The sequence below is a fragment of the Novacetimonas pomaceti genome, assembly GCF_003207955.1.
Classification (GTDB): domain Bacteria; phylum Pseudomonadota; class Alphaproteobacteria; order Acetobacterales; family Acetobacteraceae; genus Novacetimonas; species Novacetimonas pomaceti.
In genome coordinates this window covers 1-20,116 of record NZ_NOXG01000028.1, presented here as the reverse complement: position 1 = coordinate 20,116, position 20,116 = coordinate 1, and the positions used below count along the sequence as shown (strand labels likewise).

Sequence of the window (20,116 nt, the reverse complement as noted above, 5' to 3'; positions counted from 1 at the left end):
CGGAGAAACGGATGGCTTTGACACCCAATTCGTAAACCCAATCAAAAGTTTAGGCGATACCCGCCGCCCAGTCTCGACCGCCCCCGTGAATAAGATGGGTTAGGGCATTATCGGGCATGGGGCGCTGCAGTTGTAGCGCATCGTCCAGAGGCCCCTTCATCCACAGATCCAGTTCTTCCTGCCGGGTCAGGATGACCGGCATGGCTTTCGGATGAATGGCGCCGACTTCCCGATTGGCAGTAGTGGTCAGGAAGCCGAACAGGTCATCCGTCGTCTCGCCATCCGCCAGTTTTCGTACTGACGTCCACCGGCACCAGATCCCTGCAAAGAAAGCCAGCGGCTCCCCATCGCTACGGGCAAACCAGACGGGCCTGCTGGTCCCATCCGGCAGGCGCTCCGGTTCGGAAAAGGCCGTGAGCGGCACCAGGCAGCGATGCGCCACACCTTCCCAGCGCTTCCACCATGTCGAGGTCGGGTTGCGGATATTGGTCACACCCCGATCGACCCTGTGGCCTTTCAGGTAGTTCGGCGGCGTGGGCATGCCCCAACACGCCATGACCAGTTCACGCCCGTCCTGCGCGTTCCGCACGATGGGCGCCAGGGTGTTGGGCCAGATCTCGGGCAGGGGCCGGAGATTGCCGGTGCGGTCGGTCATGACCCGGGCCGCCTCCCGGATCGCCTGCTGGCTGCCGGTCATCGCATAGAGGTTGCACATCACGCCGTCCTTTCGCGAGTCCGGATATGGGTGTCCTGCCGGATGGTATCCACCCTGCACGAAGGGGGTGGCCGGACTGTTCCTGATAAACCCCTGCAATCCAGACAGTTTTCATCGAGCCTGGATCGGACGGCAGGCCTGTGCCCGCGCCCGGATCGCAACCGCTTTTCCAGGATGGGTTGACATTCGTCACCATGCCAGAACAAATAACGAACACGATCACTGATTCCGTGCCAGAAACACCCGAATGGACTGTCCGACCCCATGCCCGCACCCAAACCCCGTCCCGCGCTGGAGGCGCTGAGAGCACAGGTCAGCCGCCTCGAAGGCCAGGGCCGACGCAGGCGGGGCGTGCTGCCCTTCGGCATGCCCGAGATTGACGGTCGTCTGCCAGATGGCGGCCTGGCTCTGGGCGCGCTGCATGAGGTGGCAGGCGGCGGCCATGACGCCCTGAATGCAGCAGCATCCGGGCTGTTTTCCGCCGGGATCGCAGCCCGGACACGGGGCAAGGTGCTGTGGATCGCCACCCGTCAGGACCTGTATGCCCCAGCACTGCAGCAGGTCGGGCTGTCGGCGCGACGGACCATCTATGTCGCGGCCAGTTCGGACGTCGATGTCCTGGCCTGTTTCGAGGAGGCATTGCGTCGTCAGGGGCTGGGCGCAGTCGTCGCCGAGGTGGGCCGCCTGTCCATGACCGCCTCGCGCCGCCTGCAGCTGGCGGCCGAGACATCCGGCGCACTGGGCATCGCCATACGACGCTGGCGGCGACAGACGGATGCCGCCGATTTCGGCCAGCCCACCGCTTCGGTCACCCGGTGGCGGGTATCCGTCCTGCCATCCGTGCCGCTGCCGGTTCCCGGTGTCGGCCGGTCCCGCTGGCTGCTGGAACTGATCCGTGCCCGCGCGGGCGAATGCGCCGATTTCGAAGTGGAGGCCTGTGATGCCAAAGGGAGACTGGCACCGTGTCGTCTCGCTCTACCTGCCACTCTGGCCGACAGACCGGATCAGGAAGCGGCTGGGCACCGACGCGCCCGCGCCTGACCGCCCGCTGGCACTCGTCGGGCGGGAAGGGCGGCGACGGGTCGTGCTGTCGGTCGATCTCGCCGCCCGCAGGCTGGGCCTGCGTCCCGGCACGCCTGTCGCGAAAGCGCAGGCGCTCCATCCCGATCTGCTCATCATGGATGCCGACCCGGACGGTGACCGGGCTGGACTGGAGCGGCTGTCGCTGTGGTTCCAGCACCGCATCGCCCCCATCGTGGCTCCCGATCCGCCAGACGGCATCGTGCTGGATACGACCGGTGCCGATCACCTGCATGGGGGTGAGGCCGTCATGCTGGAGAACATGGTCTCGCGCCTGAAGGAGGCCGGGATCACGGCCCGGGCCGCGATTGCCGATACGTGGGGCGCCGCCCATGCGCTGGCGCGTTATGGCCGGGAACGCATCACCCTCGTGCCGCCTGGTGAGACGGCGGCAGCGATCACTGATCTACCCATCGAAGCCCTACGCCTGCCAGCGGATATCATTGATGGCCTCCATGGGCTGGGCGTGTCACGCATCGGTCCTCTGGCCGGCATGCCGCGCGCGCCGCTGACCCTGCGCTTCGGCCCGGATGTCGCCCGCAGGCTGGACCAGGCTTTCGGGCGGCAGGCGGAAGCCATTGTCCCGGTCCGGCTGCAGGCGCCGGTGCAGGTCAGCCGGAATTTTGCCGAACCGATCAGCGCAGCCGAGACCATTGCCCGCTACATCACCAAACTCGTGCCGCCCCTGTGCGCCGGGTTGGAGGAACGCGAGCAGGGCGTGCGCCGCCTCGACCTGCTGCTGCACCGGGTGGACAGCCGAACCGAGGCCGTCCGTGTGGCTACGGCCATGCCGGTGCGGGACGTCAGACGCCTGACCCGTCTGCTCTGTGACAGGATCGAGACCATCGATCCGGGCTTCGGGATCGAGCGCATGGTGCTGACCGCGTCGCTGGCCGAGCCGATCCTCCACCGCCAGGGTGTCTCCGCCCTGATCGAGGAAGAAGAGGCCGACGTCTCCGACCTGATCGACACCCTGGCCAACCGCGTCGGCACACAGGCCCTGTATCGCTTTGCCCCGGTGGAAAGCGACGTGCCGGAACGGGCTGTCTGCCGCGTGCCCGCACTCGCACCCGAGGACGGAAAGGAGTGGCCGGATCACTGGCCACGCCCCACGCGCCTGTTGCCCCGTCCCGAGCCGATCCAGACCATGGCCGTGTTGCCCGACCATCCGCCGATCTTCTTCATCTGGCGTGGCATCCGCCGCCGGATCAGATGCGCTGATGGCCCCGAGCGGGTCTTTGGCGAATGGTGGAAGGGCGATGCCGAACTGACCACCGTGCGGGACTATTTCCGGGTGGAAGATACCAGCGGCGAGACATTCTGGGTTTACCGGACCGGGGATGGCGAACATGGCGAGACCGGTTCGCAGGGCTGGTTCCTGCATGGTCTCTTTGAATGAGCGTGGCATACGCCGAACTGCAGGTGACGACGTATTTCTCGTTCCTGCGCGGCGCATCCTCACCAATTGAACTGTTCGAGCAGGCGAAGGCCCTTGGCATTGAAGCGCTGGGCATCTGCGACCGTAATTCCCTGGCGGGCATGGTGCAGGCCCATGTCGCGGCCAAAGAGACCGGCATCCGCCTGGTCGTGGGCTGCCGTCTCGATCTGGCCGATTTTCTGCCCGTGCTGGTCTATCCGACGGATCGGGCCGCTTATGGCCGGTTGTGTCGGCTGCTGAGCCTTGGCAAGGCCCGGGCCGGAAAGGGGAAATGCCGTCTGCTCTGGGAGGATCTGGTCACATGGGGTGAGGGCCTCCTTGTCATCCTGATCCCGGATACGGCGGATGATGCCTGCGCCCTGCAGCTTCGCAAGCTGCAGGATGCCTTTGGCGACCGGGCCTCCATGGCGCTGACCCTGCGGCGTCGGCCCAATGACCAGATGCGGCTGTATGAACTGGCGCACCTCGCCCATCAGGCGCGGGTGCCAGCGGTCGTGACCAATGACGTGCTGTTCCACACCCACGACCGGCGTATCCTGCACGATGTGGTGACCTGCATCCGCAACCACACCACCATCGACGAGGCCGGGTTTGCCCGTGAGCGCCATGCGGACCGTTACCTCAAGCCGCCTGCAGAAATGGTGCGACTGTTCAGCCGGTATCCCGAGGCGGTGGCCCGGACCACGGATATTGTGGAGCGCTGCCATTTCTCGCTCGATGATCTGGCCTATCAATATCCCGACGAGGTCTCCGTCCCGGGCCAGACGCCGCAGCAGGCGCTCGAAGCCCTGACCTGGGAAGGGGCGGCAGCGGCCTATCCCGAAGGCATTCCGCCCGAGGTCAGGAACATCCTCAACCATGAACTCGCCCTGATCGGGCGCATGGATTATGCACCGTATTTCCTTACCGTCCACAGCATCGTCCGTTACGCCCGCTCGCAGGGCATCCTGTGCCAGGGGCGGGGATCAGCGGCCAATTCCGCTGTCTGCTATGTACTGGGCATTACCGCCATCGATCCGGCACGGACGTCGCTGCTCTTCGAGCGCTTCGTATCCGAAGAGCGCCGCGAGCCGCCCGATATCGACGTGGATTTCGAGCATGCGCGCCGGGAGCAGGTCATCCAGTGGATTTATGGTCATTATGGCCGCAACCACGCAGCCCTTACGGCCGTGGTTACGCGCTATCGTGCGAAGGGCGCGCTGCGCGATGTCGGCAAGGTCATGGGTCTGCCCGAAGACCTGATCCGCACCCTGTCCGGCCAGATCTGGGGTTGGGGGCGCAAGCTGGATGATGACGCGCTGAATGAAACGGGGATCGACCTCTCCGACCGGCGGATCCGGCTGACGCTGGATCTGGCGCGCTGCCTGATCGGCATGCCGCGCCACCTGTCGCAGCATCCCGGCGGGTTTGTCCTGACCCATGACCGGCTGGATGAACTGGTGCCGATCGAACCGGCGGCCATGGACGGTCGCCAGATCATCGAATGGGACAAGGACGATATCGACGTCCTGAAATTCATGAAGGTCGATGTGCTGGCCCTTGGTATGCTGACCTGCATGAAGAAGGGGCTGGACCTTCTGGCCGAACACAAGGGACAGCATTACACGCTGCAGACCATTCCGGCCGAGGATCCGCGGACCTACGCCATGATCCGGAAGGCGGACACGATCGGGGTGTTCCAGATCGAATCCCGCGCCCAGATGTCCATGCTGCCACGTCTCAGGCCCCGGGTGTTCTATGATCTGGTGATCGAGGTGGCCATTGTCCGGCCCGGTCCCATCCAGGGGGACATGGTGCATCCCTATCTGCGCCGGCGGGCCGGGCAGGAAAAGGAGATCTACCCGACGCCGGAACTCGAAAAGGTGCTCAAGAAGACGCTGGGCATTCCGCTGTTCCAGGAACAGGTGATGCAGGTGGCCATGGTGTGTGCCGGGTTTTCGGCGTCCGAGGCCGACCAGTTGCGCCGGGCCATGGCGACGTTCAAGAATACCGGCACGGTCTCGCGTTTCCGCACGCGACTGATCGAAGGCATGACGGCGCGGGGTTATCCCGCGACCTTTGCCGAGCGCATCTTCCAGCAGCTTGAGGGGTTTGGCAGTTACGGCTTTCCCGAAAGCCATGCGGCCTCATTTGCCATCCTTGCCTATTCGTCATCCTGGATGAAATGCGCCCATCCAGATGTGTTTCTGGCCGCCCTCCTGAACAGCCAGCCGATGGGGTTCTACGCCCCGGCCCAGCTTGTGCGCGACGCCCGCGAGCATGGGGTCGAGATCCGGCCGGTCTGCGTCAACGCCTCGCGCTGGGACAGCACGCTCGAAGGCCCGGAGCGGGATGACGGGCTGTTTGCCGTCCGCCTGGGTATGAACCTAGTGAAAGGACTGGCCAACGAGGATGTGGCCCGGATCGTGGCAGCGCGGGGTAACCGGCCCTTTGCCTCGGTCGATGATCTGTGGCGCAGGGCAGGGGTGAAGGGGGCGGCCCTGACCCGTCTGGCCGAGGCGGACGCTTTCCGGCCGGGGCTGGGTCTGGCCCGGCGCGAGGCGCTGTGGGCGATCAAAGCACTACGTGACGAACCCCTGCCGCTGTTTGCCGCAGCCGCCGTCATGCGTGAGGCGGAAGAACCCGACGTGCTGCTCCAGCCCATGCGGGACGGGGCTGAGGTCGCGCGAGATTACAACCGTACCGGCCTAACCCTGCGGGATCATCCCGTGGCGTTCCTGCGCCCAGATCTCGTTGAGCGCGGGATAGTGACGTGTCGGCAGGCCCTGGAGGCCCGGGGCAGAAGCAGCCTGTCGGTGGCCGGACTGGTGCTGGTCCGCCAGCGGCCCGGTTCGGCCGAAGGTGTGGTGTTCATGACGTTGGAAGACGAAACGGCCGCGATCAACGTGATCATCTGGCCTGATATGTTCGAGCGTTTCCGCCGGGTGGTCCTGTCAGGCCAGATGCTGGGGGTTGTCGGGCGGCTGCAGAAGGAAGGGGAGGTGATGCATCTGGTGGCACGCGAGATCGGTGATCTCTCCCACCTGCTGGCCGATGTGGGGAATCGGTCGCTGCAGCCTCTCTCCAACCTTGATCAGGACAGGTCTGTCGAAAATATCTTTGTGAAGGCCCGGAATTTTCATTGAATGTTGTGTCAGAAGGATAATTCATCTTCGCGATGTTCGCTTACGCCTACACATTGGTCATGCGGAGTGCTGGACTGTGTTTCGCAAAGCGGACATCATTGCTTGAAAGTCTTATCTCCGGATCCAGCGGCAATATTCATTCTGCTTCGTTTCTTAGCTGGTCGCCTCGCCTATGATAGGCAGAGTCTTTAGATGGTTGTCGATGACCTTGACTATATGACGGGACATCGGAAGATGCGCCTTCTCGGATGACCATCGATCCATGAAGAGACCGACAGTTTCACGTGCCGTGTCGAGGACCAGCTTTCTCGGCAGCGCGGCCTTGCCGGCGAGGTGAAGAAGTTCCTCTTTCGTGAATTGATCAAACCGTCGCGTACGACTGAAATTCAAGGCCGACTGATCGCCCGGAATGTAGGGAATCGTCGATACGAAGTCATAGGCAGGAGAGAGCTTGGCGGTCCGCTGGTCGGGGTAGATGAGTGACCAATTTTTCAGATGCATATCCCCGTTGCCGATGAGGGTATTGAAAGTCAGGCGACGGATGAACTCGGCAACATCGTTATGATCGGACTCAGCCGCGATCACCGACGCGATGCTGCGGTTGCTTGCCTTTTTGTACTTATCTTCGGAATAGACCCCATAGACCTGAGCAAAGTCCTCGATATGGATGGATGTGCCATCTTCGCGACGATCAAAGCGCTCGATGATAAAAGCCTTGTCTCCAAGCTGGTCGATGCCGTCCGGCAAGTTTTTGATACCGCTAATATCTACCAAGCCGATAGGTGGGACATTGATGCCAACCATGCGAGCAAGCGTCATCATCGAGAATTCGTTTTCAGGGACGCCATGATACTCTCTTGAGGGAAGCTTGACGATCCAACCGCCCCCGATCCCACTTGCTGGAATGGTCAGGCCACCGGCAGCGTCGATGACGGCTGAAAATTTCAACTGAACCCCAGCAAGCGAAAACCGGAGCGCGTTTTCATGGGTGTTTGAGCCCTTAACCTCGACTTGATCATCGAGATCATCAAACAAAGGCCGTGCTTCATCTTCAGCGACCTCGACCGTCACAGCCCCGGGCAGGTCGCGGCCGAGGGCTTGGATCAGGAAGAACTCACGCGTCTCATTGACGCCCGCCTTTTCTGCCAGATAGCTGCGGAGACGACCTTCAGGAAGCAGGTTCGAGAAGAACGGCATGAGCTTCACTTTGATCGGCCTGAAGTCGTTCCGCAACTCTCCATACTGGTCTTTGAAGGACAAACCGAGCGTTTCTCTATCTGCGTTACCAATATAGGCGTCATTGAACGTAAAGATTGATCGTTCATCGCCAAGATGCGTGAGTGTCCCGATCGGTTTGCCATGGAGTTTGACGGTCAGGAAGGAAACATCAGGCATCATCGTCCTCCTCATCAAGAGAATAGGCCGGACGTGATAGGGTATCTCCGCTATCGGGTAGCGGATCATGTGAAGCCTTGTTGCGGATCGTGCGCATTATTGTGAGGCTTTCATTGAGTGAGACCATCTCTTTTCCTGGACGACCGATCTGCTCAATTATGTGACGCAGTTTTTTCATTTCCTCGAGGTCGAGCATCGATACTCGGAACCGGTGCAAGTCGGAGATAGACTTCTGAAGTCGCTGAAGTCCTTCGAGGTCTGGCATGCTCATTTGGATGCCGCGCATTGTCTCACTGATTCGCTGCATCTCCTTTTGGATTGCAACGACGTCTTTGCGGTTGGAGCTGATCGCATCGCGGCTTAGGGAACGCACGACGGCCACAGCCTTGCGTGGAACAAGAGCAAGCTCCAGATCAAGGGCATGAGCGAGCGCGGCCAAGCTTGAGAGGCGTAGGTCGACAGCTCCTGCTTCGATCCGGGAAATCTGCGCTTGAGGCACCCCAGCCAACGCGCTCAACTCGCGTTGGCTTAACCCCTTGGTTTTGCGCGCCGCTTGCAATCGCTCTGCTATGCCTGTTATGTCGTAGCTCATAGCAATGTTCTTTTCTGCATCAATTCACATATATGATGCAGTTTTATATATCAAAACTTTGGGTATCTTTCAAGATTGATATATATTCCGATATCAAATAATAATTTTATGTATATTTTGAGGTGGCCCCGTCCGTTCGGACAGTTTTGTGGGCTTGATAAGCTATACCCGATTGATGTCATGCCGGCATTTGGGGGCGAACTGGAAATCGTCGCTCGATTCCCCGATCATGCGGTGAAGATCCGCAATTTCTCCGAATTGAACGCGAAGCGGGGGCGTTTGAGACTTACGCCAGTCCCGCCGATTACCGCTATGACATACGCAAACGCCCGAACACGGGATTTGTGATGTTCCGACCGTGAGTTTTTCGATGCCTCGTACCCTGTTTTTTTGCGGAAATGGGGAGTGGCGGCATGGTAAAAGATACGAAACGCAAACTCGGCGGTATCGTCCCGGCCAACGATAACGGGCCGGTCGATCCTGCCGCGAAAGCGCGGTGCGATGAACTGATGTTTGCCCTGGCGAGCGCAATAGGCCGCCAGATCGCCCGCGAAGAGTTCGCCCGTCGGAAATTGGGGCGGGCGGCCAACGACAATTGTCCTCTTCCCGGCCATCGCCCGGACGGGAAGGACAGGCCGGAAAGGGGAGAGTGAATGACCCGCGTAGCTCTTTATGCCCACCATTCGTCCGACAACCAGAGTGCGGCCTCCATCGAGGACCAGTTGCGCCTGCGCGATGAAATGGCCGTCCGTGAGGGCTGGCCCATCGTGCAGACCTATCGGTGTTGATTTTCACTGAGAACTGATGGCGTGGACGGCTCCCTGTGGTCCTGAGAGGATGCTGAGGAGTTGAATGTCAGTGAAGGAAACCATCATGCGTTCCGTAATGCTGATCACATCAAACCGGCTGATCGTGAACATCATGAAGCAGGTCGACGAAATCCTTGATTACGCCGATGACGTTTCACAACCTGACAGACATTCAGCTGCCCCTATCGCTGTCTTTAATTATTCACCGATCAGCGACCAGAAACCCAGCTTGCGCTTATGCTGCGCTTTCAAGCGGGTCATAAAGGCTTCATGGGTTTCCATGCCGTTTGTCGCTGTCAGCAGTTGTGCAAGCAGCCGACAGGAGGCGAGATCCTTCGCCGCATAGGAATAATAGCGGGAAAGCGCCTTATTCAGCACGGCCTCGACCAGCAGGCGGTAAAGAAGGGTCGCCTCATTGGGATACGATTCAGACAGACGATCCGCAGCCGGACGTAGTGTTCCGTAATCACGCCCGTCCAGTTCTGCCGTATGCTCCCGCACGAGACGGGCAGCAGCGTTGAGCGCTGGCCATTTAAGAAGAGTGGAAAGGGCTACGCCCCTGACCGGGAAATTACGGATGTGATTGAGTGCCTGTTCTTCAGCATCAATCGCGTCGTAATCGCTGAGATGGCGTTGGTATGCTTGCCAGTGCGGCAGGCTAAGGCGTTCCTGAAAGATTTTCCATCGCAGGGACTGGGCTGTGTCGCGGTCGCCCACGGCTTCGCACGCTTCGATCCGAAGATCGTCATTTTCCCAGCGGAACCGGGGCGTCTCCTCAGTCTCCCGGTCGAGCCATTCGAGCGCCTCACGGGCGCGCTCCTTGTCCAGCAGGCGACGTGCAACATCGCCGATAGAGGAGGACTGACGTTCACTCAAGTTGACTGCTTCGATATAGGCATCGACGTCACCTATTGCATCGGCCAGATCCTTCAGATGACCGAGGGTCTGCATGCGCGCAAAGTCGGTACGATAGTCTCCCTTCTCATTTGAGGCGGGAAGGTCGTGCAGTCGTGCAAGCAGCGTGCTTCTGAGTATGGCCGCGCCCGGCTTCCCCAGTGCTTCACCGCACGAGACAAGCAGGTGGTCACAGGTGCCATACCCGTCGTTATCGAGAAGTGTGAGCATATCCCTGACAGTGACAGCCGGATCCCGACCAGCCTGTCGTCCCCAGAGGGAGCCAAGATCGGAGGCCGCTTCGCGAAACACATCTGACAGGTAACCGGAACTGTCATCAGAGCGCTCATAGACGGAAGGAGCAAGTTCCACGAGAAGACGCATGGCGGAAATGGCCTGCCCGACATCCGTCGTTGCAACATCGTTGAGAATGGATTGCCGTAAGGCATCGAGTTCGGTCGTAAGGGGTTTGATCCGGTCCCAGGGCAGGAATCCACGGGAACGCTGGATCGTTCGCAGCCTCTTTTCGATCTCCTTGCCGAGTTTGTCTTTCGCATGAGTGGCTGTCAGCGCCATGCGCAGCTTCCGGGTGAGCACGGCATCCTGTTCCGACAGTTCGACCAGAAGGTCTGCAAGCCGATCCGCACCAAGGGCTTTCAGATTATCTTTCGTGACGGTCGTGCCAACTTTCGCGGATGCGGCGGATTTGCGGGTGGCAGGTTTTGTAGAAGGAGTGCGGACCATGAATGCAGATTATGACAGCGACACAGGGGACGCAATCAAAAGCCGTTGTCAGGAAAAAGAGGAAAAAAGCTAATGGCTCCGCCCTCGCGCCGGTAAGGGTTCGCGTCAGCGCGCTGACGCCGTCCGATGGGGTGTCCCCGATCTTCCTGCGCTCCGTGCAGACCGGGCGATACCCCGCCTCATCGGTCATCCTTGCCGTTGCTGCCCCGCTGCTCGCCGCGAGGCAGAGGAACAGCGGGGGCTGTTCCTCGCGGAACAAAGGGCAAAGATCATGACCGGCAACATCACCACGGTGACCGATTTCCGCAACGCCATCCTCAACGGCGACAGCGTGCAGCTTATGCGCGCTGGCTCCGGCCGGCCTTCAACCAGATGCACCATGTCCTGAAATGGGGCGGCTTTGCTGTCAGCTTCTACGGTTGGAACCGGATTGATTTATTCGCCGCTGCCCGGCGCGTACGGCGCTCGCCGGCGGGGCCAGCTCGCGGAGAGTATGGCTGGAAAGAGGACGTTATTGGTTCGGGGATCACAACGCTGCCAGGACAACGCGCCGCGTCCACGGCGCGAGCGGAAGGCACCAACAGTGGGTGCCTCGGTCATAGTCCGGCGCGCTCCGCGCGCTGTCATGGACTGTAAAAGTATAACAGGAAAGTCCATCGCTATGACGGTCCCGATGGCATCCATCTCGTGCTGGACCGCGATTCTGGCGTGCTACGCATCGTCGTTGTGGTCGATCGGGCCCGATGCACCGGGAACCTGGTACGTCATTGATGACGGGTACCTTACGACCCGTCTGGCTTGTGTCGCGCGCTTCGGCCGCCTGCTAGTGTCCTGATTCTGAAGTTTCGCTGATTTTGGTAGTACGGAGGCAGAATCGCTTGACGGCCTGCAGGATGTCGTCGGCGGATCTGGTCCATTTGAAGGGCTTGGGCTGTTCGTTATGGACGGCGATGAAAGCCCTGATGTCGGCCTCCAGGGCTTCGGTCGAACGGTGAATGCCGCGCCTGATCTGCTTTTCAGTGACGAGAGCGAAAAACCGCTCCACCTGATTGATCCATGAGGCCCCGGTCGGCGTAAAATGAACGTGCCAGCGCGGGCGCCTGGCCAACCAGTCACGGATCAGCTTCGTCTTGTGGGTGGCATAGTTATCCATCACCAGATGGATATCGAGGTCAGTCGGCACATTGGTTTCGATCTGGTCAAGGAATTTGCGGAATTCCGTAGATCGGTGCTTCGGATAACACTTTCCAATGATGGTGCCGGTGGCAATGTCGAGAGCTGCGAACAGTGAGGTCGTACCGTGGCGGGTATAGTCATGTGTCCGCCGCTCGACCTGGCCGGGCCGCATCGGGAGCATGGGCTGGCTGCGATCCAGCGCCTGGATCTGGCTCTTCTCATCCACGCACAGTACCAGCGCACGCTCCGGCGGTGCCATATACAGACCAACGATGTCGCGGACCTTCTCCACGAAGAGAGGGTCGTTCGACAGTTTGAAGGTCTCTGTTCGATGCGGCTGTAACCCGAACGCTTTCCAGATGCGATGGATCGTTGACGGTGCATATCCCACGGCCTGTGCCATCGAGCGCAGCGACCAATGCGTAGCACCGCGCGGGGTTTCTTCCAGTGTCCGGCGGATCGTCTCCGCGATTTCCCCGTCGCCGATCGAGCGTGGTGTCCCCGGCCGGGGTTCATCGTAAAGCCCGTCCAGACGGTCCGTCGCAAAACGCCGGCGCCACTTGCCAACCGTGTTGATGTCCGCGCCCGTCAGGTCACGGATCGCCTTGTTCTCATGCCCATCGGCTGCGGCAAGGACAATACGGGCTCGCCGCGCAAGCGCCTGACCCGTCTTGCGCGCCCTTGCCAGAGATTCCAGTTCCTGACGCTCCAATGCCGTCAGTTCAATCGCAACCGCTACACGTCCCATTCGATTACCCCTGCCATCAGGATAATCATATAAACTTCTCGATCAGGACACTAGCAGCCTGTCGGGTTGGGGTACCCTGTGAAAGGGTGAGGCTGTAAGGTGGTGAGATGAGCAGCTTCATCCCGTTTGACCGGTCTCAGCCGTATCTTCTGCCGCCTGATCTGAAGTCGTGGCTTCCGGCTGACAATATGGCGCATTTCGTTGTTGCCGCCGTTGAGCGGGTTCCGATGAATGTGTTTTCCGTGCCAGTACGCACGGGTGGCAAGGCACATTACCATCCGCGTCTGAGAGCCCGATCCGAAAGTTTTTGAACAATACCAGCCTGTTGTGATTCATCCGTCTTTACGAAGAGATGGAGTGAATGGTGACATGGACTGGTATTGCCCGACGTGAACATAGCCGGGAAGGACTGCGATATCCATCGGATATGATGGACGGGGAATGGGCTTTGATCATGCCATTTGTGCCCCCGGCGAAACGGGGCGGTCGCCCTCGCACGACGGATATGCGCGAGGTGGTCAATGCGATGCTCTACATAGCCTCGGCCGGGTGCGCGTGGCGCCTGCTGCCGAAATGCTTTCCGCCGATCTCGACCGTCAGGCGCTATTTTTACGCCTGGCGTGATACCGGGCTGTTCGAGGTCATGAATACGGTGCTGGTCATGACCCTGCGCGAGATCGAGGGGCGTGAAGCCTCCCCGAGCGCGGGCGTGATTGACAGTCAGTCGGTGAAAACTACGGAAAGCGGCGGGCTTTCGGGCTAAGACGCGGGCAAGAAGGTCAAGGGCCGCAAGCGGCATATCGTGACTGATACCTGCGGCTTCCTGATCTTTCTCCTCGTTCATGCCGCCGATATCCAGGATCGTGATGGGGCCGTTGATGTCCTGGCGGCAATACGCAGGCGCTTTCCCTGGCTGCGCCACATTTTCGCTGATGGCGGCTATGCCGGCGAGAAATTGCGATCCGCGCTCGCCTCCATGGGAAAATGGACGGTCGAAATCATCAGGCGGTCCGATACGGTGCCTGAGCGGAACAGATGCGGATCCGGGGCCTTCATGAGCAGAAGAGCCGCTCCCAGAGGACCGATGCCTGGAATTCCGGACAGCCTGCGGCTTACCTCCTGACTTCGATGCCATGTGGCCAGTTTTTCATCGAGCTCCCTGATGTGCTCCATCAGAGCTTCATACTCTTCCGCCATCTGCGCAAACAGATCACGTGCGAGAGGTGGTAGGGTTTCTTCAGACGCAATCTGCTGGAGCAATGGTTCAACACGGGAGAGCCCCGCAGGGGCGGTCAACCCGAATTCTGCGGCGTATCCCCGAATGGGATTGGCCAACTGGGTACGTCTGCCAATGAGCCGCTCCCGCATGCCGACAAGCATGAGGGTCGCCTGCTGCTCAACCGTCTTGACGGGCACAAAACGCATGGTCGGACGGCTCATCGCCTCACAGAGGGCCTCGGCATCTGCCGCATCATTCTTGCTGCGCCTGACGTAAGGTTTGACAAGCTGTGGCGCCATCAGCCTCACTTCGTGGCCGAGCGCGCCAAGGGTTCTGGCCCAGTGATGGGAAGCCCCACAAGCTTCAATGCCAATCACCGTCGGCGGAAGTTTCTCGATTCCCGCCCGTTCCTCAGGTCGGGATGAGCTTAACACCCTGTCCAGATTCCCGGCACCACCTCAGTTCTTCGATCCCTCCAGGTCGCTGTACGCTCCCAAACTGATCTGAAGTAATTTTTCATCCCATCATTCAGAAGCGAAATGCCGGTCGTGACAGGACACTGCTCGCTGGCTTATTCTGCACGGTGAAGTCGGAACTGTCAGTGCCACCATCATGCGGGTCGGTATACCAGCACCAGATTGAAATGCCAGTGACGCCATGTGTTGTCAGTGTATCACGCCATTCGGTCAGGACCGTTTTCTGGATGGCAAGATCGACGGGAACCTTGACTTGTTCCGGGCTCATCCACGGCCGTTGCAGGATCCCCTGACCTGACCGGAGGCCAAGTTCAGCAACCCAGACCGGGCGCTTCCATTTTTCCCCAAGGTTCTGCAAACGACGTGCATTATCGGTCATCACGCCGATACGATCCTTCTGCGTGTCCGGCAAAGCGGTATACAGGCTGGTGGCAACCGCGTCGAAAAGATCCCAGTGCTGGAATTTCTCGGCCTGCTCCAGGCTGTCCGTGTCATATATGACCTGACCGGCATAATGGGCGCGGATGGCACTGACCAGAGCGGGCCACTGCGATGCCGTTTCCACGCCACGCAGTTCGGTCCCCGCAAAAACAGCAGGCACGTTTTCTTCGCGGGCGATATCGATCAGCGGCATGATCGCCTTCTGATAATTGGCGAACCATTCATCCATCTGTGCCGGTGCGACCTCTCCGGCCCAGTGCCACGGAATCCACAGATGGATTTTCAGCATGGGCGTAAGGCCGGCCGCACGGATGTCACGCAGGCCCTGCCTGATCGTGTCCGGCTGGCTGTCATTACCCAGCACGGGCGTGACAGACTCCGGCTTGTCCTGCCAGGCAAAGGCAACCAGCATCCCCATGCGGGCCCCCGTCTGGGCAAGCTGTTTCATCGAAGCCTGGGCTGCCGGTGACCCCCACGGCGCATTGGCCGACATCTTGATATTGACGCCGGTCCAGTACGATGGCGTGCGAAAGAAGAAGAGCACGCTCAATGCCAGCACCGATGCGATAAGAACAATGCGGAAAATTTTCATGGATGGGTCGCCTGCGTCCATATCCTGTAGGGGCCACGCGCGTAAGCCAGCTTGTATCCTGGCATGCCCAAAGCCCATATCGTCGGTTTGAGGGCATTGAGACGATCAATCTCGCCCTGATCGGTATCCGGGCGCATCGTCAGCACTTCATGCGATACGAAGCGGATGTCCGTCGCATGATCTGCAATGCCATCTGGCATGACCAGGTTATCATCACGACCGGTAAGCGCGATGATGCGGTAATCGGTGGTCGGGTCAACAGTAATCGCATCGGGATGCTGTGTAATCCATCTTGCAATGGCTTCCTCATCCGCATGCCCTGTGATTTTCGTCCCCGTCACGGCCTGCATCCAGCCATTGGGCAGCGCCGCGCCGGGAATGGAGAGAAGTATCCAGCCAAATGCAACGGATGCAACCTGAACCCCAAGGGTTGTCATCCGATGGGAAGGCGCGGTCTGCCGGGCGACCATGACAAGTGGCCCGGCAAGATAAGGCAGGTAATCAAGTACATGATACGGCACGCCATCGAGTGCGGCGATGACGGGGGCCGTGAAGATCGTCAGCAGGGCGACGGCGAACGCACGCTTTTCCGCGACAGTGCCAAAAGGACGCGTCAGGACAAGGACAGGGAAAAATGCGACGCCCGCGATCATGAAGATCGGCACGATATCAAGGCGATCGGCCAGCCCCGTGGCGCTGAGGACATGATCCCAGGGGAAATCCTGGCCATGTCCGGCATCCAACGGGGTCACGAAAGGCGAAAACCTGCTGAGCTCGGCCCAGTTGAGATAACATACGGACAGCGCCGTCATGGCGATCGGGGTAAATGTCACCAGATAATAGGCCACGGGCTGCTGCACGGTCTGCAGGCGCGGCTTGGTCAGGAGGATCCATGGGATCATGGCGATGCACATGATGATCGCCGTGGGATCCGTCATGATGAAGAGCGTGGCCGCGAGACCGGATTTGAGGTACGAACCGGGATCCTGCCGTTCCGCAACCTGCGTCAGGTTGCTGCACAGCCACGCAAAGATCAGCACGCCAAGCGCATGACCGCCTGATGCGGTCGCAACCCATAATACAATCGGATTCAGTGCGATTGCAGCAGCGAACAGAGCCGTCCAGAGCAGCGGGGGCTGACGTGTCGATGAACCGTCCGTCGGCGTGCAGGCCAGCCATATGAGGCCCGCCGTTGACACGATGGCCATCAGGACCGGAATGATCTCGTGCAGGGGGCCGAAAGCCCACGCCACGACATCATAGATGATCATGGGCAGGTCGTAGGGAATGCTCCCCAGAATCAGGTCGGCATGGGCATCGCCGCCGGAACGCACGATATGGTCGGAAACTTCACGCAACACCAGATCGCTGAGATACCCATCATGCAGGAGCATGAAAGCCACCGCGCCAAAAAGCGCGACCGACCAGAGGAACAAGACAAGCCGCGCCGCCTTCATGTGGTGATGTCCTTGAGTTCGGCAGCCGTATGCTTGCTGAGACCGTGCTGGGTTTTTTCCCAGTAGAAAGGCTTGGTGATCAGCTGGATGAGCCCCTTGTAGGCGGCGATGGACTGAAGCACCCAGTACAGCGGTACCGTCAGGGCATAGAACGCCAGGTGCTGGTACTGCCGCTTGAACGAACACAGGACGTAAGTATAGATCAGAAAACCATTGCCCAGCAGCAGGTTGATGACATTCATCGCCACGACGGCCTTGGGAAAGATGTCGATCCCCAGCTTCAGGTTGAAGATCGTGAACAGCACGAACGGTACGCAGAATACCGGACCGAGCAGCGCCGTCATGAACGTGCCGCCAATGAAGAACTGGAACCCCCAGAAGCCCATGGCCCCCGTCTTGCGATAGAACTGGATGGGATGACGCATATGCACAAGGTAGGTCTGCATATATCCCTTCAGCCAGCGTGAACGCTGGCGGATCCAGTTGGGAATGCTGACGTTCGCTTCTTCGTAGGTCGTGGAATTGACGACAGCGACCTTCCATCCACGCTGCGTGATACGCACCCCGAGATCGGCATCTTCGGTGACGTTATAGGGATCCCACGCCCGCAGGGAGCGCAGCGCGTCCATACGGAAATGATTGGAGGTCCCACCAAGCGGGATCGGGATATGCAGGAACTCAAGCGCCGGAAGATAAAAGTCGAACCAGGACGTATATTCGAGCGTGAACATCCGGGTCAGCCAGTTTTCAGTGGCGTTGTAGTAATTCAGGCGCGCCTGGATGCAGACCGTGGTTTTTGGAAGTTTATGGAAAGCGACCAAAACCTTTTCAAGCTGCGTCGCTTCGGGCTTGTCCTCGGCATCGTAGATTGTCAGGAATTCGCCCTTGGCGAAACGGATCGCATAATTGCACGCCTTGGGCTTGGTGCGTGGCTGCGAGGGCGGGACGGCAATGATTTCGAAAGTCGATTCAAGTGCTAGCTTCTTCGCGGCCTCGATGGTTTCGATATCATCTTCCTCAAGCACGAGTTTTACATCGAGCTTCGACTGCGGATAGCTGAGGTTGCGGATCGCGTTGACGAGGATGGGGAGTACATCGGGCTCCTTGTACATCGGCACAAGGATCGTATAGATCGGGTATTCCTTATGCCGCAGGCTGCCGACTTCGCTTTCCTCTACCTTGACGTCCACGTCACGCCGGCTTGCAACGCAGGCCAGAAGGAACTTCAGGATGAAACTTGAAAAGAAGATGATAGACGCAACAACATTGACCGCGATCAGGGTTGCTTCGGGCCACAGGCACAGGCTCGTAAAGAACCCTGCTGCCACCAGATAGAAAAAGACGATCTGACTTACCGTAAAGACGTTCTGCCCCGAATGTTCGGGGGACAGGCGCGACAGAGCATGCAACGCATCACCGGACAGCGTTGACTGTCCAAGGCGCTGGACAAGCCAGATGATGTCAAAACGACCGGTCCCGACAAAGGTGGTATCGGCACCATATTTGGTAATCAGTTCATTGGTAAGGGCATCCGTCGGGTCGGCAAGGGCAAATGTGATTCCGCCCTTCTCATTACGCCGCCACGGCAGAAAGGAACGGCAGTTGTATTCGTCGATCATTGTCGCGTCAAACAGCGCTGGGTTGGGGTTGTCCGTCATCAGATTGACGAAATCCAGATCGAAATACCGTGCAAGAGCCTTGTAAAATTCAAAAGGCTTCATCCACCGTTTCGACAGGATGATGTCGCCAAGGCGGGATTTCCAAGTTTTCTGGAGCGATAGGGCCTCATCGACCTGTTCTGCGGTGAGATAGCCCTGTTCGATCAGGAACTGACCAAACAGGGGTTTATCCGCGGGAAGCGCCATGTTTCGTGGTCCTCTCAGGGTGCCCAATGGCCGGAGGAGCCACCGAAGGGAATCCATATGCCGACAAAGGGACCGCTACCAGCACCCGTGTTACGACCAGCAAGGTCACGCTCGTAACCGGCCTGCAGGCTGACGGGACCAACCTTTTTCAGAAGTGAGAAACGCATTTTCGTCAGGTCGAAATTAGTACTGCTGATCGGGTTTCCGTAATTGAACATCTCCCCGTTATCCATTGTCTGGATATGGCTGAATTCTTCCATGATCGTGAACCCGGCACCGATGTTCGTCCCGTGTGTCACGTCAAAGCGAAGTTCATGCGCCCCGCGGCCCGTGCGAAATTTCAGGCCGCCGCTGATGTCGACATACGACCACATGTTGAACAGCTTGTAGGGGCGACCAATGCTGTGACGGATCTCGACAGAGGCGCCGCCCGTTCCCAGCGGTTCCTTGACATCGTGAACCTTGTAGGTCGGGATACCGACCAGGATCTGCGATGACCCGACCCATGGCTTTCCGAGGAAACCCAGCGGGCGCATTTTGTAACGCACCCCAAGTTCCTGGTCACCAAAGCCAAAATTTTCCTGCCTGCCATATGTATTGTGGTACCCGACCTGATTCAGCCAGAAATTGCCAAGCAACGTCAGCTTGTTCGTCAGGCCGTATTCGACATAGACGTTCGTCTGGTTCGTATAGCTCTGGCCATGATCTGGGAACCGGAACAGGTTGTGATTGCTGGCAAACCCGTCGTTCGCGCTCCACCGGTCATCCTGAATGATGAAAATGCCATGCCCCTTGGCCTGCGTCCAAGCATTGGCGTAAGCAGCGCCTGTCCCGAACACAGTCATGCAGGCAGCGACCGCTATCGCAATGGCAGGGCGTGAGAAATTACGAATCATTTTGGCCGGACTGCCGTGGCTTGATTTTGTCGATGATGGCCAGGAAAATGAGCGTCAGGGCAAAGAGGCCCGCGCCAATGATCCACAGCCGGAGATTCTGGACACGATCAAGCCATGTCTGGCTGTCCGGATAGGCGATGGGCGGCGTGGTCTCATGGGCGGCGGCGGCGGCCACACGCGTATCAAGTGCCGTGACCTGCCCATGGCTGTCCATGAACACGACATCCCCCGCGACCGTATCAAAGCCCAGCGGACGGATGGGCAACATGTCGGTCGCCGCCGTCTTGATCCACAGGCCCCGACTGGCGCCGTTGCGCAGGATGGCGGCAAGTTCGATATCCGGCAGCGGCGGCGCATCGACGCGGATTTCTCACACTTGAGGCAATTTCGGGTCATTTTGTAGAATTCAGTCATCCCACAGGAGCCCGATCTGGAATATTGACGATATTCTGCT

General features: G+C 59.4%; 15 protein-coding genes and 4 pseudogenes. 8 read left to right on the top strand and 11 right to left on the bottom strand.

Features of this window, described 5'->3' with window-relative positions; genetic code table 11:
• Positions 1-49 precede the first annotated feature (49 nt).
• Positions 50-715, bottom strand: coding sequence for an SOS response-associated peptidase (locus CFR71_RS13535; RefSeq protein WP_110531867.1), 666 nt, complete (start codon positions 713-715; stop codon positions 50-52).
• A 264-nt stretch (positions 716-979) separates the two neighbouring features.
• Here CFR71_RS13535 and CFR71_RS13530 point away from each other — a divergent pair, with 264 nt between their 5' ends.
• From CFR71_RS13530 to CFR71_RS13520, 3 genes are read left to right on the top strand one after another with little or no spacing between them, the layout of a single operon-like run.
• Positions 980-1,756 (top strand): ImuA family protein, encoded by a 777-nt coding sequence (locus CFR71_RS13530; RefSeq protein ID WP_025440206.1) that lies wholly within the window; start codon positions 980-982, stop codon positions 1,754-1,756.
• On the top strand, positions 1,656-3,194 hold the full coding sequence (locus CFR71_RS13525) for a Y-family DNA polymerase (RefSeq protein WP_258901221.1): 1,539 nt from the start codon (positions 1,656-1,658) through the stop codon (positions 3,192-3,194). Before CFR71_RS13530 ends, CFR71_RS13525 begins: the two co-directional genes overlap by 101 nt.
• Complete coding sequence (locus CFR71_RS13520) at positions 3,191-6,358, top strand: error-prone DNA polymerase (RefSeq protein WP_110531865.1); 3,168 nt, start codon at positions 3,191-3,193, stop codon at positions 6,356-6,358. Before CFR71_RS13525 ends, CFR71_RS13520 begins: the two co-directional genes overlap by 4 nt.
• Positions 6,359-6,511: 153 nt before the next feature.
• Here the strand turns inward: CFR71_RS13520 and CFR71_RS13515 are convergent, their stop codons facing one another.
• Together CFR71_RS13515 and CFR71_RS13510 are read right to left on the bottom strand one after the other, a co-directional pair.
• Positions 6,512-7,756, bottom strand: a complete 1,245-nt coding sequence (locus CFR71_RS13515; protein WP_110531863.1) for a type II toxin-antitoxin system HipA family toxin — start codon at positions 7,754-7,756, stop codon at positions 6,512-6,514.
• A complete protein-coding gene (locus CFR71_RS13510; protein ID WP_025440202.1) occupies positions 7,746-8,345 on the bottom strand; it encodes a helix-turn-helix domain-containing protein in 600 nt (199 codons plus the stop codon). Before CFR71_RS13510 ends, CFR71_RS13515 begins: the two co-directional genes overlap by 11 nt.
• 413 nt (positions 8,346-8,758) lie before the next feature.
• Between CFR71_RS13510 and CFR71_RS13500 the strand changes: the two genes are divergently transcribed.
• From CFR71_RS13500 to CFR71_RS17305, 3 genes and pseudogenes are all read left to right on the top strand, one after another.
• Positions 8,759-8,998 (top strand): hypothetical protein, encoded by a 240-nt coding sequence (locus tag CFR71_RS13500; RefSeq protein WP_081749557.1) that lies wholly within the window; start codon positions 8,759-8,761, stop codon positions 8,996-8,998.
• Positions 8,999-9,133, top strand: coding sequence for a resolvase (locus tag CFR71_RS13495; protein WP_025440200.1), 135 nt, complete (start codon positions 8,999-9,001; stop codon positions 9,131-9,133).
• A gap of 81 nt (positions 9,134-9,214) precedes the next feature.
• Positions 9,215-9,320: pseudogene (locus CFR71_RS17305) on the top strand (IS481 family transposase); the annotation flags it as partial.
• Between the two features lie 32 nt (positions 9,321-9,352).
• On the opposite strand, the gene CFR71_RS13490 reads toward CFR71_RS17305, so the two are convergent.
• Positions 9,353-10,792, bottom strand: coding sequence for a DUF6880 family protein (locus CFR71_RS13490; protein WP_110531862.1), 1,440 nt, complete (start codon positions 10,790-10,792; stop codon positions 9,353-9,355).
• An 823-nt stretch (positions 10,793-11,615) separates the two neighbouring features.
• Positions 11,616-12,716, bottom strand: coding sequence for an IS630 family transposase (locus tag CFR71_RS13470; RefSeq protein ID WP_019092710.1), 1,101 nt, complete (start codon positions 12,714-12,716; stop codon positions 11,616-11,618).
• A 107-nt stretch (positions 12,717-12,823) separates the two neighbouring features.
• Between CFR71_RS13470 and CFR71_RS13465 the strand changes: the two are divergent.
• Together CFR71_RS13465 and CFR71_RS13460 are read left to right on the top strand one after the other, a co-directional pair.
• Positions 12,824-13,003: pseudogene (locus CFR71_RS13465) on the top strand (IS5/IS1182 family transposase); the annotation flags it as partial.
• Between the two features lie 74 nt (positions 13,004-13,077).
• Positions 13,078-13,734: pseudogene (locus tag CFR71_RS13460) on the top strand (IS5-like element IS1031A family transposase); the annotation flags it as partial.
• 2 nt (positions 13,735-13,736) lie between these two features.
• Here CFR71_RS13460 and CFR71_RS13455 read toward each other — a convergent pair.
• The 6 genes and pseudogenes from CFR71_RS13455 to CFR71_RS13430 form a co-directional block, all read right to left on the bottom strand.
• Positions 13,737-14,354: pseudogene (locus CFR71_RS13455) on the bottom strand (IS110 family RNA-guided transposase); the annotation flags it as partial.
• 109 nt (positions 14,355-14,463) lie between these two features.
• Positions 14,464-15,444: a glycoside hydrolase family 113 gene (locus CFR71_RS13450; RefSeq protein ID WP_239020422.1), complete on the bottom strand. Its 981-nt coding sequence runs from the start codon at positions 15,442-15,444 to the stop codon at positions 14,464-14,466.
• On the bottom strand, positions 15,441-16,901 hold the full coding sequence (locus tag CFR71_RS13445) for a hypothetical protein (protein WP_110531858.1): 1,461 nt from the start codon (positions 16,899-16,901) through the stop codon (positions 15,441-15,443). The genes CFR71_RS13450 and CFR71_RS13445 overlap by 4 nt, the downstream gene beginning before the upstream one ends.
• A complete protein-coding gene (locus CFR71_RS13440; protein WP_110531856.1) occupies positions 16,898-18,766 on the bottom strand; it encodes a glycosyltransferase family 2 protein in 1,869 nt (622 codons plus the stop codon). Before CFR71_RS13440 ends, CFR71_RS13445 begins: the two co-directional genes overlap by 4 nt.
• 14 nt (positions 18,767-18,780) lie before the next feature.
• Positions 18,781-19,611, bottom strand: coding sequence for a hypothetical protein (locus CFR71_RS13435; protein ID WP_110531854.1), 831 nt, complete (start codon positions 19,609-19,611; stop codon positions 18,781-18,783).
• Positions 19,612-19,651: 40 nt separating this feature from the next.
• Complete coding sequence (locus CFR71_RS13430) at positions 19,652-19,930, bottom strand: hypothetical protein (protein ID WP_110531852.1); 279 nt, start codon at positions 19,928-19,930, stop codon at positions 19,652-19,654.
• Positions 19,931-20,116 lie beyond the last annotated feature (186 nt).